This window comes from Dactylosporangium thailandense (assembly GCF_059739745.1).
The window spans coordinates 6,130,685-6,145,352 of record NZ_AP029195.1; the positions used below are offsets into that span (position 1 = coordinate 6,130,685).

The window sequence follows — 14,668 nt, forward strand, 5'->3', positions numbered from 1 at the left end:
CGTCCTTTGTGGACGGCGCCTCGTCGAGGGCAGTCCTCCCGCAGCGCCTCGGTGTTGTCGGTAGCAATGCAGCCGGGGGCGATGGCGTTGACGTTCACGCCGCGGCCTGCCCACTCGTTGGTCAGGGCTCTGGTCAGTCCGGCGATGCCGGACCTGGCGGCGACGAAACCGGGCACCGTGACGCCGCCTCGGAAACTCAGCATCGACGCGGTGAAGATTACGCGGGCGGTAGGTAGGCGTCGGGTCGTCCGACCAACAGGTGGCTACGCGAGCACGCTCGTCAAGGAGGGCGCCGGTGCGGAATGTGAGCGCTAACGGTCGACGACATGCACCGCGCCATCAAGACGCATATTTGGACGAGGTTGCCAGATTGCCGCATCGGCACAGGAGCGGAGGCCATTTATTCGAGCCAGCAATTTCGATTGGCTCGCTATCCGAATTTGGCTATGAACTCACCGGCCGGACGGTCACGCCCGCCGCAGTGGTCGTCGGTCACAACAACGGCGGCCGTACATAAAACGCACTGTCGATGCGAAATGCCGTGGAGCCATCCGACTGCTGGACCCAGATTTTGCCGTCCTCCGGGTGGATGAAGTACCCGCGGTAGTTCGACGACTCCAGCAGCACCATCCCGGCACCCGCGTCGACAGGGCAGAAGGTGGCGTCACTGCGGAACAGCCGGGTCCCCTCGTCACGGCTCAGGCGAAGCCGCCAGGACGCGTGGCGAAGGTACTGCCCGTCGGGCGCTCGCAACGAGTAGCAGGCCGAGTCGGCCAGCCCCGGCACCGCCTCGAACGTCGCGCGCTGGCGGGACTGCGGGGTGTCACCCGCAACGACGACACCGACCGGACCGTCGGTGTCCGTGCCCAGGTAACGGCCGGGGACGGCACCGAACTCAAGAGACAGCCGCCCGGGCCGTATCAACGGCGCCGCGGGAGAGGGCCCGGTCGCGGGAGGCGATGCCGACGCGGCGGGCACTGCGGGCGCCGACGAGGTCTTCGGCGCTCGCCCGCCGCTCGGCCAGGCCAGCGCGGTGGCGGCAACGCCGAGCACGAGCGTACCGACGGCGAGCTTCGCCACCGGCAGCCCGGCCAGCCAGCCGGCCTTCGCGGCGCCACCGACGCCGGCACCGGCCACAGAGGATGCGCCGCCGGCGCCGGGCGCAGTGGATGCGCCGCCAGCACAGGCCACAGAGGATGCGCCGCTGACGCCGGGCGCAGTGGATGCGCCGCCGGCGCCGGGCACAGAGGATGCGCCGCTGACGCCGATGGCGGCGGACGTTACCGGCTCATGGGCGGCGAAGGCGGTGATGAGGACCGCCGGCACCGGAAGCAGCGCGAACCCGGTCAGCAACCGCTCAGTGTCGATCACACCTTCGGCGGCGCGGGCGCACGACACACACGTTCGCGTGTGCCGGCCGATTCTCTTGCGCCACAGCGGGCCGGGGATGCCATCCCACTCTGCGACAACGTCGTCCAACCAAGGGCAGCGTGGCCGGGCGTCCAGCGCGGCGACCAGCAAGCGGGCCTGCTCGAGATGATGGCGCATCCGTTGCACCCGGACCCCGGCGTGCGCCACGCTCACCCCGAGGGCGGCGGCAAGCTCGGCGCGCGTCAGTTCCTCGCTGATCTCCAGCCACCACAAGGACCACAGCAATCGGTCCTCGCGGTCCAGCCAGCCGACCGCGCGCCCGACCTCGCGGCGCTGCCCGGACAGCTCCACCCGCAGCATCGTGAGACTTTCGAAGTCGGCGGCGTCCGGCGCGTCGACCAGCGCATCCAGCGACGCCGTCCGCCCGGTGGTGAGCTGTTGACGCTGCAGGTAGGTGCCGGCCTGACGCACGGCGATCGCGGCCAGCCACACGCGGAAGCTTTCCGGTTCCCGCAACGACGACAGCCGCCGCAATGCGCGCAGCATCGTGTCCTGGACGACGTCGTCGACCGAGCCGGGATATCCAGCGAGGGCACGGCGCACGATCGTATACACCAGCGGCAGGTGTGCCGCGGCGAGTTCGCCCAGCGCTCGTTCGTCTCCAGCCTTTGCCGCCGCGACCAGCGACGCCTGGTCATTCTTCGTCGTTCGCACGTACTATCACCCGGCCCGTTGATCAGCTCCCGGGTTTGCACGACGACCGGCGGGGCCGCCGGCGTCGAGGGCGCCGGTATCAATCTCGGCATATGGACAACGCGTTGTCAAGACCTCCAGTCGGTCGGCGCTGCCGGCGCAAGCCGTTTCCCGGCCGCGACCAAGCCCGCCGGACAACCATTTCTCGCCTGACCCTAACAGCGAATTTGCACGTCGCGCACTTCAGCCAGCTTCGACACGTTAGCGTTAACACGACGCGGCTACCGCCAACGCTTCCCGCCACATGAGCCTCGGCACCACCCGATCGGGAGCTCCCGTATCGACGACGCCGTCGGCCTGCCAACGCCGTCGACGACCGCACGTTGCGGCCTCCCCGTCGGCGTTCTGCGCCGACCCACAATTGCGCCTGCCGTAACCGCCACGGCTTGTCCGCGGTGGTTGCCGTACACGTCAGCCCAGCCGTTCCATCGCCCGCAGTAACCAGAGCGCGAAGCACCGGAGCCGAACGGCTTACCCATTCCGGGAGTCGACCGTCCACAACGGCCCATGCCGGTCGAGAACCAGCAGGCACGGCCACGAACATCGCATTCGCTGCACCACCGACACGTGCTGAACCGTCACGCCGCAGGTCCCGGCCGATGCTGTAGGTGATTTTCTGGCATTCGCCGCCATTGCAGCCCTGCACCACGAGCTGGGTGCCCGTCCTGCCACCTGGCGAGTCAACGCAGAACGCTCATTCGCGAAGTCGTTGGGACTTCATCCGGCGGGCAAGCTCTATGCGGGTGCGTGGAGCCTGCGTGCCCATGAAGCGCTTGGAGGCGAGCAGCTTGGATTCGCTGTCTGCTGAGGCGTGCTGTCGATCTGATCGCGGTGGGGCCCGGGGTCAGAGGTCGGCCAGGAAGATCAGTGCGCGTTCGAGCACCAGGTCGGTCGCGGCGGCGTCGTACGACGGGAGGGAGGAGTCCGTGAAGAGGTGGTTGCCGCCTTCGTACAAGTAGAGGTGCGCGAGTTTGTCGCCGGCGCGTTCGACCAGCTCGCGCGCGGCGTCGATGTCGCCCTCGCCGGCGAAGAAGGGGTCGGCGTTCATGCCGTGGATCTGCACCGGGACGCCGTCCGGCCAGGGGCCGATCGCCCAGTCGCCGGTCACGGGCAGGCAGGCCTCGAACAGCAGCGCGCCCCTCGCACCCGGGCGCGTCTGGGCCAGTCGCTGAGCGGTCATCACGCCCCAGGAGATGCCGGCGAACACCATGCCGTCGTACTCCTCCCAGGTCCGCTCCCCCAGCGGCACGGCCGGGACCGAGCCACCGTCCTGCGGCGTGGCCTTGGTCGCGGGCGTGGCCGTAGCACCGTCCTGCGGCGCGGTCGTGGTCGTGGGCGTAGCACCGTCCTGCGGCGCGGTCGTGGTCGTGGGCGTGGCCGTAGCACCGTCCTGCGGCGCGGTCGTGGTCGTGGGCGTAGCACCGTCCTGCGGCGTGGCCTTGGTCGTGGGCGTGGCCGGACCCTGCTCCAGCGTCGCCGCCAGGGCCGCGCCCTCCTCCAGCGTGGCCGGTCGCACGCCGCCGAACAGGTCGGGCGTGTGCACCGTGTGTCCATTCGCGCGCAAAACGTCAGCGAACGCGCGCACTCCGTCGGTCAGCCCAAGCAGGTGGTGGAAGAGCACAACCTCGGCCATCGCCGGGCCCCCGATCATTGGTCGAAAAATTTCGGACGTTTGAACACCCTAGAATGATCGGACTATGCCGGTCAATCACTCCATCCCCGACTACGAGCTCGGCGACATGCTCGTGGTGACCGCCCCCGAGCAGCTGCGCGCGCTCGCCGACCCGCTGCGATCGACGCTGCTGGAGCTGGTGCTGGAGCGCGCCGCGACCGTGTCCGAGCTGGCCGAGGCGGTCGGGCGGCCGAAGGGCACGGTCGCCTACCACGTGAGCCACCTCCTCGCCATCGGGCTGTTCAAGGTCGTGCGCACCCGCCGGGTCCGCGCGATCGAGGAGCGCTACTACGGGCGGGTCGCGCGCACGCTGTACGTCGGCGTGCTCTCGAGCCCGGAGGAGCAGCGCATCGCGGCGGGCATCAACGGCCTGGCGACCGCGGCCGCCGAGTCCGCCGCCGCGCACGCCGTCGACGACCTGCGCTGCACGCTTGTGCATGCGCGCATTCCGCGTGACGAAGTGCGCAACTTCTGGGCCGAAGTGCAGGCACTCGCGCAGCGGTTCGCGCAGATTCCGCGGGCCGGCGACCAGGTCTACGGGTTCGCCGCCGGCCTCTACCCCACCGACGCTCCGGCGCTGCCCGAGCCGGCCCCGGATTCGGCCGACGCGACCACCGAACCCGGGTGACGCAACCGCCGCGACCGAACGATGCCGACGCGGCGCGACACAAGAGAACGCGAGGCGACACGAAACGACACCGGGGCGACGCGACGAGACGGTCCGACGCCATTGCGACACAAAGCGACACACCGGTGCGACGCATGGCGACACCATGGCGGCAAGAGCGGCGCCATCAGTGCGGCGCCCGGGGCGATATCGGTGCGACGCGGGCCGGCGCCCGGGCGAAACGGTGCGACGCAGGCCAGCGGCCGGGCGAAACGGTGCGACGCAGGCCGGCGCCCGGGCGAAACGGTGCGACGCGAGGCGGCGCCGGGCGAAACGGTGCGACGCGAGGCGGCGGCCGGGCGAAAACGGTGCGACGCGAGGCGGCGCGATCGCATAGGGTCGATGATCGTGATCGACGGGGCCTGGCGGGAGTACCGCCGTGACGAGGACGACGAGCTGCTCGGCTACCTGCGGCCCGTGCCGGGCGAGCCGGACCGGTTCGTGCCGGTGACCGTGTTCGGGCACCCGCTCGGGGAGGCCGGCGACGAGTTCGACGCCGAACGCGTGCTCGACGCGATCGGGCTCAGCTACCTCGCCGACCGCTGGCTGCTCACCATCCCCGGCCGCGCCGAGCCGGTCGCGGTGGAGATCGTCGAGGCCAGTCCCGAGCAGGTCCGACTCCGCAGCGTCGACTTCGGCTACGAGGGCGACATCGGCACCATCTTCACCCTGGCGACGCCGCCGGGTGACGCGCTCCAGCGGCAATAGCCGCGCACGACCACGCAATCGACCCACAAGCACGTCAACAAGGCCGCCGGATGGTGTGCTCCGGCGGCCGTAGCCGGCTCACCGCCGCGCAGCCGCCCCACGAGCACGTCAACGAGGCCGACAGCGAACTGCACGGGCACCGCGCCGCCCTGGGCGAGCCGGTGAACGCGATCGCCGGCCGACGTCGACCGGGCGAACGCCGCGAACGCCGCAACCGACCGCCGTGCGGAGCGGACCGAGTTGGGCGCGGGGGCGGGCACTAGAATTCGGCTTTCCGGTACTGCCAGGGGGAGGCCGCGTGGCGCGCAAGGCGGAAGCGATCGTCGCGGAGCTGCGTCGGCGGATCGTCGCGGGTGAGCTCGCTCCGGGCGCCCCGCTGCCGGCCGCGAAAGCGATCATGGCGGAGTGGGGCGTCTCGATGGGTCCGGCGTACCGGGCGCTCACCATCCTGCGCCAGGACGGGCTCGCCGAGGCGGCGCCCAGCGGGCGGGGGGCCGTCGTCGCCGCGCGGGCCGCCGACGCCGTCGCCGAGCCGCCGCAGCTGCCGCGGCTGCCGGCCGAGGAGGCCGGGACGCGGGCCGAGCTGGTGCGGGCCGCGATCGAGATCGCCGACGCCGAGGGGCTGGGCGCGCTGTCCATGCGGCGGCTCGCGCAGCGCTTCGATCAGGCCAACGTGTGGCTGCTGACGTATCTGCGGGACAAGGCGCAACTGCAGGTGCTCATGTCCGACGCGATCTTCGCCGGGTATCCGCCGCCGGCGTCGGGCGGCAGCGACCGGGAGCGGCTGGAGGCGTTGTGCCGGCTGCAGTGGGAGATGTACCGCCGCCATCCCTGGCTCGCGGTGACCGTCTCCTTCAAGCAGCCCCAGATCAGCCCGCACGTGGCCGCGCACACCGCGGTCGCGGCGCCGCAGGTCGCGCTCACCGCCGCGGCCTTCGTGCGCGGGTGCGCACTGGGCCGCGACGGCGAGGCGTTCGAGGCAGGCCTCCGACGGCTCGTCGAAAGCCTGCCTCTCAACCAATAGCGTTCAAGGCAACTAGTTGGGCGTGCCGTTGAAGACGAACTGCGAGCCCGGCTCCTTCACGACGCTGCCCGTGGCCGAGTTGGTGATGGTCACGTTGGTCAGCGTCGCGCTGCCGCGGGCGCTGCCCATGGCCAGGATGCCCGCGCCGTTGTTGGACTTGTCGATGCGGACGTTGGTGATGGCCACGTTCGGGTACTGGCCGCTGCCCGCCTTGAACTGGATGCCGTCGTAGGTGGAGTCGATGACGTCGGTGTCGCGGATGGTGACGCCGGGGATGTCGCTCGACGGGGCGAACAGGGTGATGGCGCCGAACTTCTGCTGCTCACCCCAGAACACGCCGCCACAGCGGTAGAGCCCGTTGTTGGCGATCGTCGTCGTGCCCGAGAACGCGATCGGCGAGTGGTCCGTCGCCAGCATGATGCCCGGGTAGTTCATCGTGTCGGAGATGAGGTTGTTCTCGATCGCGTTGCCGTAGCCGCCGTAGATCGCGATGCCGTTGGCCCGCCACGGCAGCTGGATGGTGTTGTTCGTGAAGTGGTTGTCGTGGCCGACGTCGACCGACTGGTCCTTGACGTAGGTGCTGGACCAGACCGCGAGCGAGTCGTCGCCGGTGGTGCGGAACGAGGAGTTGAACACCTTGGAGTTGCGCGTGCCGTTGGAGAAGTTGATGCCGTCGGCGTAGGTGTCGCGGATGCGCATGCCGGAGAACTCGAGGCCGTCGCCCGGGTTCCAGTACGCCGGGGTGTCGCTGTAGTCGCGGCCGACCCAGGCGCCGACGTTGGTGTGCTCGATCCACACGTTGGCGATCTTCGTGTTCTTGCCGAAGCGGCCGTTGAGCCCGTGGCCGCGGTCCTTGCGGTTGGTCGTGCCGCCGAAGATGGCGATGTCGGAGAGCTGGACGTTGTCGTCGATGTCGAAGCCGACGTTGCCCTCGTGCGGGTGGTTGATGTTGCCGGTCACGTTCTGCGGCTCGGTGGTGGTGTAGAGCTGGGAGTACCACATCCCGGCGCCCTTGATGACGACGTTGCGGATGCCCTTCTGGTTCCACTGGCCCCGCGTCGGGTCCGGGGTCAGGATCTTCTGCTCCTGCCGCCACTGCCCGGCCGGAATCCACACGCAGCTGATGACGCCGTTCTGGTCGTCCATCACGGCGCGCTGGATGGCGGCCGTGTCGTCGATGCCGTCGTTGGGCACGGCGCCGTACTGCGTGATCGACGTGCACCCCGCCGGCTGCGACAGCGCCGGGGCGACCTGCTCGAGGTCGACGAGGTCGATGTAGTAGAACGACGCGTTGTCGCCGCTGTCGCGCTGGAGCTTGAACTTGGTGCCCGCGGGGTAGCTCGACGACAGCAGCGCGTGGGACTCGTCGAAGAGCCGGCGCGCGTCGCCCCCGGGGCTGTTGGACAGCGACTCGGTGTCGTCACTGGTGCCGTACAGCCAGCTGAAGTGCGACGAGAGGGTCAGCTTCTGCACGAAGACGTTGTTGGCGTAGAGGCTGAGCGTGTAGTCCTGGCCGCCGCCGGAGGGCGAGTCCGGCACCGAGTTGCGCACCACGATCGAGTTCGCCTGGTTGGTGGAGGTGAACTCGACGTACTGCCCCTGGCTGGACAGCTTCACCGACGCCCGGCCCGAGCTCTCGGTGCCGAAGTTCGTGTGCCCGAACGTGCGCAGCGAGTCGGCGGTCACCAGGGTGCCGGTGTAGTTCGCGGCCTCGGCCTCGTACTCGGTGTACGGCACCGCGGCGCCGCGCCCGACCACGATGGAGCGCGACAGCGAGTTGTTGTCCTCGCGGGTCTCCGCGACCACGTTCGTCGCGTCGGCCGTGGCGGTGATCGTCGCCCCGCCCGTGACCGCGGTCCAGGTGCCGGGGACGGCCACGGTGACCGTCTGGCCGGCGTTGATGGTGCCGGTGTTCGCGTTGAGCGTCGTGGTGCCCACGACCACCCGGGTCACCGTCGTCGCGGTGACGGCGGTGGTACCGGTGTTGGCGACCGACACCGTGAAGGAGACGGCCGCGCCGGCCGCCGGGCTGGCCGGGTTCGAGGCGACCGCGGTCACCTGCAGGTCCGGGCCGGGCGCCTGGGTCACCACGAGCGGGCTCGCGGTGGTGAAGCTGTTGTTGGTGTCGTTCTGCTCCACGACCGTGTTGGCCGGGTCGACCGTCGCGGTCAGCGGGTAGCTGCCGATCGGGCGGGTGCCGGCGTTGAAGGTGACGGTGGCCGACGCGCCGGCGGCCAGCGCGGGGACGTTCGCGGAGCCCGCGACCGACCCGCCGAGCGAGAAGTTGACGGTGGTGGCGGGGGCGGCGGCGGTACCGCTGTTGCGCACCGTGGCCGACAGGGTGATCGCGGTCGTCTCGTTCACCGCCGTCGGGGACCAGGACGCGGCGGTGACCACGAGGTCCGGGTTGGGCGCCATCGTGCCGAACACCTGGAACTCGGCGACCTGGCCGCCGGGCGCACCGGTGTTGGCGAAGAACTGCAGCTGCACGTCCGCGACCCGGGCCGTGACCGGGATGGTGATGCTGTTCTGGGTGCCGCCCGGCGCGAACGCGTAGTCGGCGCGCGGGACGAGCGTGGTGAAGCCGGTCGCGGACTGCTCGCGGCCGAGCACGGCCAGGCTCTGGGTGCGCGGGCCCCACGCCGTGTCGGGGTTGAGCTTGACGACGAGCGAGGTGACGTCGGCGTTGGCGCCCAGGTGCACGGTGAGCGTGCCCGGGTAGCCGCTGGACTCCCAGTAGGTGCCCACGTTGCCGTCGACCGCGTTGGCCGCGACGAACGAGAAGACCGACGAGTTCGCGTCGACCGGCTTGCCCTGCGAGAGGTTGGTGCCGCCCGGCGGCGGGGTGCTGCCGTTGCGGGTGACGTGGTTGCTGTCGGCGCTCTCGGTGCCGGCGGTGTCGCGGGCGCGGACCCAGTACGTCACCGTCGTGCCGGCGGGCTGGGTGTCGGTGTACGTGAGCACGCCCGAGCCGACCGTGGCGCGCGCGGTGCCGTTGGCGTAGACGGTGTACCCGCCGATGCCCAGCGACGACGTGGACGCGGTCCAGGTCAGCTTGATCTGCCCGGAGCCGGGCTCGGTGAACGCGAGGTTCCCGGGCGCGGTCGGCGGGTTCGGCGGCTGCACGGCCGAGCCGTAGACCTCGAACTCGGACAGCTGCCCGGCCGGCCAGCCGGTGTTCGCCGTGATGGTGGCGCGCACGTAGCGGACCGTGGCCGCGGTGAACCCGATGGTCACCGTGTTCGCGCTCGCCGGGTCGAAGACGCGGCCGGCCGACGCGGACAGGGTCGTGCCGAAGTTCTGGCCGTCGGTGCTGCCGGTCAGGGCCAGGGTCTGGGTGCGGGCGCCCCAGCTGCCGGTGGGCAGCTTGAGCTTGACCTGGTCGATGCTGACCGCGGAGCCGAGGTCGACCTGGATCCACTGCGGGAACGCGTTGTTGGCGCTCTCCCAGTAGCTGCCCTGGTTGCCGTCGGTGACGTTGCCGGCCCCGTAGACGTCGGTGAAGCTGCTGGCGGTGGCGGTCTTGCCCTGGGCGAGGTTCGGCCCGCCGGCGGCGACGGCGGGCTGGGCCGCGGTGAGCCCGACGGCGCCGGCGACGGCCAGCAGGACCGTCAGGGCACCGGCGGTGAGTCTTCTTCTGGGCATGGTTGTCCTCTGCTCCGTTCAGACGACAGCGCGGCCCGGGGACCTGGCGAGCCGTACTCACGGAACGAGCACATCGGCGGATGCCCGCCCAGGTCCGGGCCGGTGTTGGGGTGTGGGAATTGCCGTGAAGTTGCAGATCGTTGCCAACTTCTTGCGGACGGGGCCTTAAAGGTTGCAGACAACCATCCATTCGTCAACGTCTAACCGCAAAAAGGCCGACCCCGTTCCGGGGCCGGCCTCACGTTTGCGAAGGTCAGAGCTGTGCGCCACCATCCGCGCCGCCGTCGGTGCCGTGGGGGTCGGCGCCGCCGTCGTTCGGCCCTTCGCCGGACACGTGGTGCTCGTCGTGCTCCTCGTGCGAGGCCACGCCGTTGACCACCGACGTGTGCTCCGAGTGGGAGTGGTGCTCCGAGTGCGAGGTGTGGGAGCTGGTGGTGGTGATGTCGTCATCGCTGAGTGCCATGTCCGATGATTACCCGTCCGGCGGGATCCGCTAACCGCTCAGCTTGCCGGGCCGGTCGCCGATGACCAGGGCGCACGGTCGACGGGAGGATGGGTCCGGTGGGTGGTGACGACCGCGTGGTCCGGCCGTTCCGGCTCACCACGGGGCTGCTGGTCCTGGCGGTCGCCGCGGTCGTGCTGGCGACGTGGCTGACGGGCGTCTTCGCGCGGGCCTGGGAGGCGCCCCTGGCCGGCTGGGCGATGCTGCCGGTGCTCGCGGCGGTCGCGGCCGCCGAGTCGTGGCGGGCCTCCGGCGCGCGCGGGCTGACGATCCCGGCGCGGAACTTCTGGCGGTACGTCGCCATCTCCTCGGCGATGCTCGGCCTCGGCGCGATCAGCAACGCCTACGACGCCCTGCACGGCCCCGGCGCGCCCTCGCAGAAGCTGAGCCCCCTGACGCTGGGCCTGTTCATCGGCGCCTCCGTGATCACCCAGTTCGGCCTGCTGCGGCTGCCCGGCGCGCGGGCCCAGCGCGGCGGCTCCCTGCAGCTCCTGCTCGACAGCGGCACCGTGATGATCACCGTCGCGCTGGTGGCCTGGCACTTCTCGTTCCGCCACGGCGAGGCGTGGGCCAAGGTGTCCGGGTCGGTGTGGCCGGCCGTCGTCGCCGTCGTGGCCGGCTGCGCCTCGATCGCCGTCTTCGTGAAGCTGGCCTCGACCGGCATCGGCGCGATCGAGCGCGGTGCGCTGCGCATCCTCGCCGTCGCCACCGGGGTCGCGGCCGCCGCCGGGGCCATGGCGCCCGCCTACGCCGCGTTCCCCGCGATCAGCGACGGGCACGTCACGACCGCGCTCGCGTCCGTCTTCATCGCCTTCGCGGCCGACCGCCAGCGCCGCGCCGCCGACCTGCCGCCGCCCCCGCCGCTGCCCGCCCGGCGCTGGAGCGTCCTGCCGTACCTCGCCGTGGCCGCGGCCAACGGGCTGCTGCTCGTCGCCGGCCAGGGCCCCGACGGCCGGGTGCTCACCGCCGGCGCCGTGCTGCTCACGCTCGTCGTCGTGGCCCGCCAGATCCACGCGTTCCGGGACAACGCGCGGCTGCTCGCGACCGTCGACCGCACCGTCGCCCAGCTGCGCGAGGCCCGCGACCAGCTCGCCAGCCAGGCCGCGCAGGACGCGCTCACCGGCCTGGGCAACCGCCGCCTGCTGGCCCGGCGGATGGGGGAGATGAGCGGCACGCCCCCGCACCGCCTGCACCTGGCGATCATCGACCTCGACGACTTCAAGCAGGTCAACGACCGGCTCGGGCACAACATCGGGGACGAGCTGCTGCGGGCGGTGGCGGTACGGCTCACGGGCGTCGTCGGGGCCGCGGGAACCGTGGTCCGCCTCGGCGGCGACGAGTTCGCGATCCTCGCCGACGCGGAGCCGCTCGCGGCCGACGCCCTCGCGGCCCGGCTCGCCGACGCGCTGCAGCAGCCGCTCACGGCCGGGACCGTCGAGCTCATGGTGCGCGCGAGCATCGGCCTGACCGACGCCGAGGGCTCCGAGGGCTCCGAGGGCTCGGCCGACTCGCGCGAGCTGCTGCGCCGCGCGGACGTCGCCATGTACGCCGCCAAGGACCGCGGCAAGCACCGCATCGCCCGCTACACCCGCGACCTGGACGCCGTGGCGACCGAGGACGCGCGGATCGCCGCCGAGCTGCGCCGGGCCATCGACGCCGGGGAACTGCACATGGTGTACCAACCCATCGTGCGGCTCCCGGACGGCGTCATCGAGGCGGCCGAGTCGCTCATCCGCTGGACGCACCCGGAGCGGGGGTTCGTGCCGCCGTCGGTGTTCATCCCGGTCGCGGAGCGCACCGGTCTCATCGCGCCGCTCGGCGAGTGGATCCTCGCCGAGGCGTGCGCCCAGGCCGTGCGCCTGCGCGACCTCGGGATGGACGACCGGCCCGAGGGCCCGGTCCGCATCACGGTGAACGTCTCCGCCCGGCAGCTGCGCGACCCCGACTTCCCGGCCACCGTCCGGCGCATCATGGGCGAGACCGGCGCCGACCCGGACCGCCTCACCGTCGAGGTCACCGAGACCGCCGTGTTCGACGACGAACTGGCCCTCGCCTCCGTGCGCACCCTGCGCGAGATGGGGCTGCGCATCGCCCTGGACGACTTCGGCACCGGGCACTCGTCGCTGGGGCTGCTGCAGATCTGCCCGGTCGACGTCCTCAAGGTCGACAAGAGCTTCGTCGACGAGATCGGCGCGGGCGGCTCACCGGCCGTCATCGCCACGGCGCTGCTGCAGATCGCGGACGGGCTGCGCCTGCGGGCGGTCGCCGAGGGGGTCGAGACCCCGGAACAGGCGCGGCAGCTGTACTCCCTGGGCTACCGCTACGCGCAGGGGTACCACTTCCACCGCCCCATGCCCGCGGACGACCTCGTGCGCGTGCTCGGCCTCGACGGTCAGCGGCCGCGCAGGAAGGAGACGGCCTCGGCCAGCCCCAGGTCCGTGAGCCTGGGGTCGTAGCGCGCGCCCACGTCGCGCATGAACGCGTGCTCGCCGCCCGCGTACACGTGCAGCTCGAGGTCGTCGTGGCCGGCGGCGTACAGCTCGGCCAGGATCCGCACCCGCGCGGCGGCCGGGACGTGCGGGTCCCGCGCGCCGAAGACGACCATCAGCCGGCCCCGGATCTCCGCGGCCCGCGCGAGCGAGTCGGCCTCGTCGGCGCCGAGCTTCCCGTCGTGCAGGCCGGTCGGGTAGAAGCAGACGGTCGCGGCCACCCGCGGGTCCAGCGCGGCCCGGAAGGCGAGGTGGCCGCCGATGCAGAAGCCGGCCGCGGACAGCGTCGTCACGTCGGGCCGGGCCGCCAGGTGGTCCAGGACCGCGGCCCGGTCGGCGTCGAACCCGGCGGTCGTGGTCGCCGCGGCGCCGGCCAGCCCGCGGGCCTTGCCGGCGTCGTCGAACTCCAGCGCCACCCCGGCCAGGTCGCCGTGCGGGTAGATCTCGGGCACGGCCACGAGGAACCCCTCGGCCGCGAGGCGCCGGGCGGTGCGCAGGGTCGACTCGGTGAGCTGGAAGATGTCGGTGTACAGCAGCAGACCCGGCCACCGGGGCCCGTCCCCCACCGGCGCCACGATCCGGGTGCGGATCGCACCGCCCGGCCCCGGCACCACGACCTCGTCCTCGCGCAGCCTCATGCCGCCGACCTTACCGGCCCGCCTACGGCAACCGGCCGAGGTCGAGGGCGCGCCACGTGGTGCCCTGCCGCCACCAGACGACGTGGCCGCGGGCGAGCACCTCGTCGGCGTCGTCCGCGAGGGTCACGAGCCGATCGTGGCGCAGGTCGTACAGCGAGAGCCGGTGCGAGGAGTCGTACGCGCTGCGCGTGCCGGTCTGCAGCACCGGCTCGAAGCGGTCGAGCAGGGCGACCGCGCCGGTGGCCGGGAACGTGTCGACGCCGCCGACGCGACGGCGGCCGGTGCCGTCAGGGTGCAGCACGGCGTAGCTCGTGTCCCCGCCGGAGCCCGCGGACACGATCGAGCGGCACCAGACCGGCCCGCAGTCCACCGTCTCCGCCGCGGATCGCACGATCGTGACGCGCGCGCCGGTCTCCAGGTTGCGCAGCTCCTGCCGGCCGCTCTGCCGCGCGGCCGTCGCGGTCTGCAGCCACGGCCAGGCCGACAGCTCGTAGGCGCCGTCGACCGTCGTCGCGCTCACCGCGCCGCCGGTGACCGGGACCGAGCGGATCGCGGTGTCCGGGCCCTGCGCCGCGGCCCAGGACACCCGGCCGTCGCGGACCACGAGGTCGTGCTCGCCGCCGGGGAACTCGCCGTCGCCGGTGTCGGCGGTCAGCGGTACACCTTCCGCGTCGCCGTCCACCGGGGCGCGCCAGATGCGGTGCCGCAGCGGCTGGGTGGTGGTGGCCGTCGACTCGACCCAGTAGACGGCCCCGGCGTCGGCGGTGAAGCTCGTGAACCGCGGGTATCGGTCCCGCGCGACGCGGGCCAGCTCGCGGACCCCGGCCCCGGTGCGCAGCAGGACGCGCTGGGCCGTGCCGTCGGGGGTCGGGGCGACGCCGACCGAGGTGGTCGCGTCGAGGTAGATCCCCGGCGCGTAGCGCGTGCCGTCGGCCAGCGTGCCGTCCGCCTCGGCGACGACGGCCGCGGGCCAGGCCTGGCGCAGGGTGCGCTGCGGCGGGGCGGAGACGGCCGGCACCGACGGGCCGGGCGGGCCGGCGACCACGAGCGATCCGCCGACCAGCAGCGCGATGCCGAGGGCGATCGGGCGGATGAGCCGGGCGCGGGCCACGCCCGCGACAATACCCGCGCCGACCGGGCCCTCCGGCCCTGCGCACGGCGCCGCCGCGGGCGCACGCTGGAAGGCGGGAAACCAGCGT

10 protein-coding genes and 1 pseudogene are annotated in these 14,668 nt (G+C 72.1%); 4 read left to right on the top strand and 7 right to left on the bottom strand.

What is annotated here, in order from left to right; translation table 11 throughout:
* Nucleotides 1–92 precede the first annotated feature (92 nt).
* The 3 genes and pseudogenes from AC6JBM_RS26935 to AC6JBM_RS26945 form a co-directional block, all read right to left on the bottom strand.
* Nucleotides 93–203, bottom strand: a pseudogene (locus AC6JBM_RS26935) (2-deoxy-D-gluconate 3-dehydrogenase); the annotation flags it as partial.
* A 289-nt stretch (nucleotides 204–492) separates the two neighbouring features.
* A complete protein-coding gene (locus AC6JBM_RS26940; protein WP_497986348.1) occupies nucleotides 493–2,085 on the bottom strand; it encodes a sigma-70 family RNA polymerase sigma factor in 1,593 nt (530 codons plus the stop codon).
* 883 nt (nucleotides 2,086–2,968) lie between these two features.
* The gene (locus tag AC6JBM_RS26945; protein ID WP_497986349.1) at nucleotides 2,969–3,667 is read right to left on the bottom strand and encodes a dienelactone hydrolase family protein; all 699 of its coding nucleotides are present in this window, start codon (nucleotides 3,665–3,667) and stop codon (nucleotides 2,969–2,971) included.
* A gap of 154 nt (nucleotides 3,668–3,821) precedes the next feature.
* Between AC6JBM_RS26945 and AC6JBM_RS26950 the strand changes: the two genes are divergently transcribed.
* The 3 genes from AC6JBM_RS26950 to AC6JBM_RS26960 all read left to right on the top strand — a co-directional run bounded on the left by AC6JBM_RS26950 (nucleotide 3,822) and on the right by AC6JBM_RS26960 (nucleotide 6,195).
* The gene (locus AC6JBM_RS26950; protein ID WP_497986350.1) at nucleotides 3,822–4,424 is read left to right on the top strand and encodes an ArsR/SmtB family transcription factor; all 603 of its coding nucleotides are present in this window, start codon (nucleotides 3,822–3,824) and stop codon (nucleotides 4,422–4,424) included.
* Nucleotides 4,425–4,805: 381 nt separating this feature from the next.
* Nucleotides 4,806–5,171 carry a hypothetical protein gene (locus AC6JBM_RS26955; protein ID WP_497986351.1) on the top strand — a complete coding sequence of 122 codons (366 nt, stop codon included), beginning with the start codon at nucleotides 4,806–4,808 and terminating at the stop codon, nucleotides 5,169–5,171.
* A gap of 298 nt (nucleotides 5,172–5,469) precedes the next feature.
* Nucleotides 5,470–6,195: a GntR family transcriptional regulator gene (locus AC6JBM_RS26960; RefSeq protein ID WP_497986352.1), complete on the top strand. Its 726-nt coding sequence runs from the start codon at nucleotides 5,470–5,472 to the stop codon at nucleotides 6,193–6,195.
* A 12-nt stretch (nucleotides 6,196–6,207) separates the two neighbouring features.
* On the opposite strand, the gene AC6JBM_RS26965 is transcribed toward AC6JBM_RS26960, so the two are convergent.
* Together AC6JBM_RS26965 and AC6JBM_RS26970 are read right to left on the bottom strand one after the other, a co-directional pair.
* Nucleotides 6,208–9,840 carry a CARDB domain-containing protein gene (locus tag AC6JBM_RS26965; protein WP_497986353.1) on the bottom strand — a complete coding sequence of 1,211 codons (3,633 nt, stop codon included), beginning with the start codon at nucleotides 9,838–9,840 and terminating at the stop codon, nucleotides 6,208–6,210.
* Nucleotides 9,841–10,093: 253 nt separating this feature from the next.
* Complete coding sequence (locus AC6JBM_RS26970; RefSeq protein WP_350612956.1) at nucleotides 10,094–10,303, bottom strand: hypothetical protein; 210 nt, start codon at nucleotides 10,301–10,303, stop codon at nucleotides 10,094–10,096.
* Between the two features lie 98 nt (nucleotides 10,304–10,401).
* Between AC6JBM_RS26970 and AC6JBM_RS26975 the strand changes: the two genes are divergently transcribed.
* Complete coding sequence (locus AC6JBM_RS26975) at nucleotides 10,402–12,798, top strand: putative bifunctional diguanylate cyclase/phosphodiesterase (RefSeq protein ID WP_497986354.1); 2,397 nt, start codon at nucleotides 10,402–10,404, stop codon at nucleotides 12,796–12,798.
* Here the strand turns inward: AC6JBM_RS26975 and AC6JBM_RS26980 are convergent.
* Both AC6JBM_RS26980 and AC6JBM_RS26985 read right to left on the bottom strand, forming a co-directional pair.
* Nucleotides 12,735–13,469 (bottom strand): dienelactone hydrolase family protein, encoded by a 735-nt coding sequence (locus AC6JBM_RS26980; RefSeq protein WP_497986355.1) that lies wholly within the window; start codon nucleotides 13,467–13,469, stop codon nucleotides 12,735–12,737. The genes AC6JBM_RS26975 and AC6JBM_RS26980 overlap by 64 nt on opposite strands.
* A 22-nt stretch (nucleotides 13,470–13,491) precedes the next feature.
* Nucleotides 13,492–14,580: a hypothetical protein gene (locus AC6JBM_RS26985; RefSeq protein WP_497986356.1), complete on the bottom strand. Its 1,089-nt coding sequence runs from the start codon at nucleotides 14,578–14,580 to the stop codon at nucleotides 13,492–13,494.
* Nucleotides 14,581–14,668 lie beyond the last annotated feature (88 nt).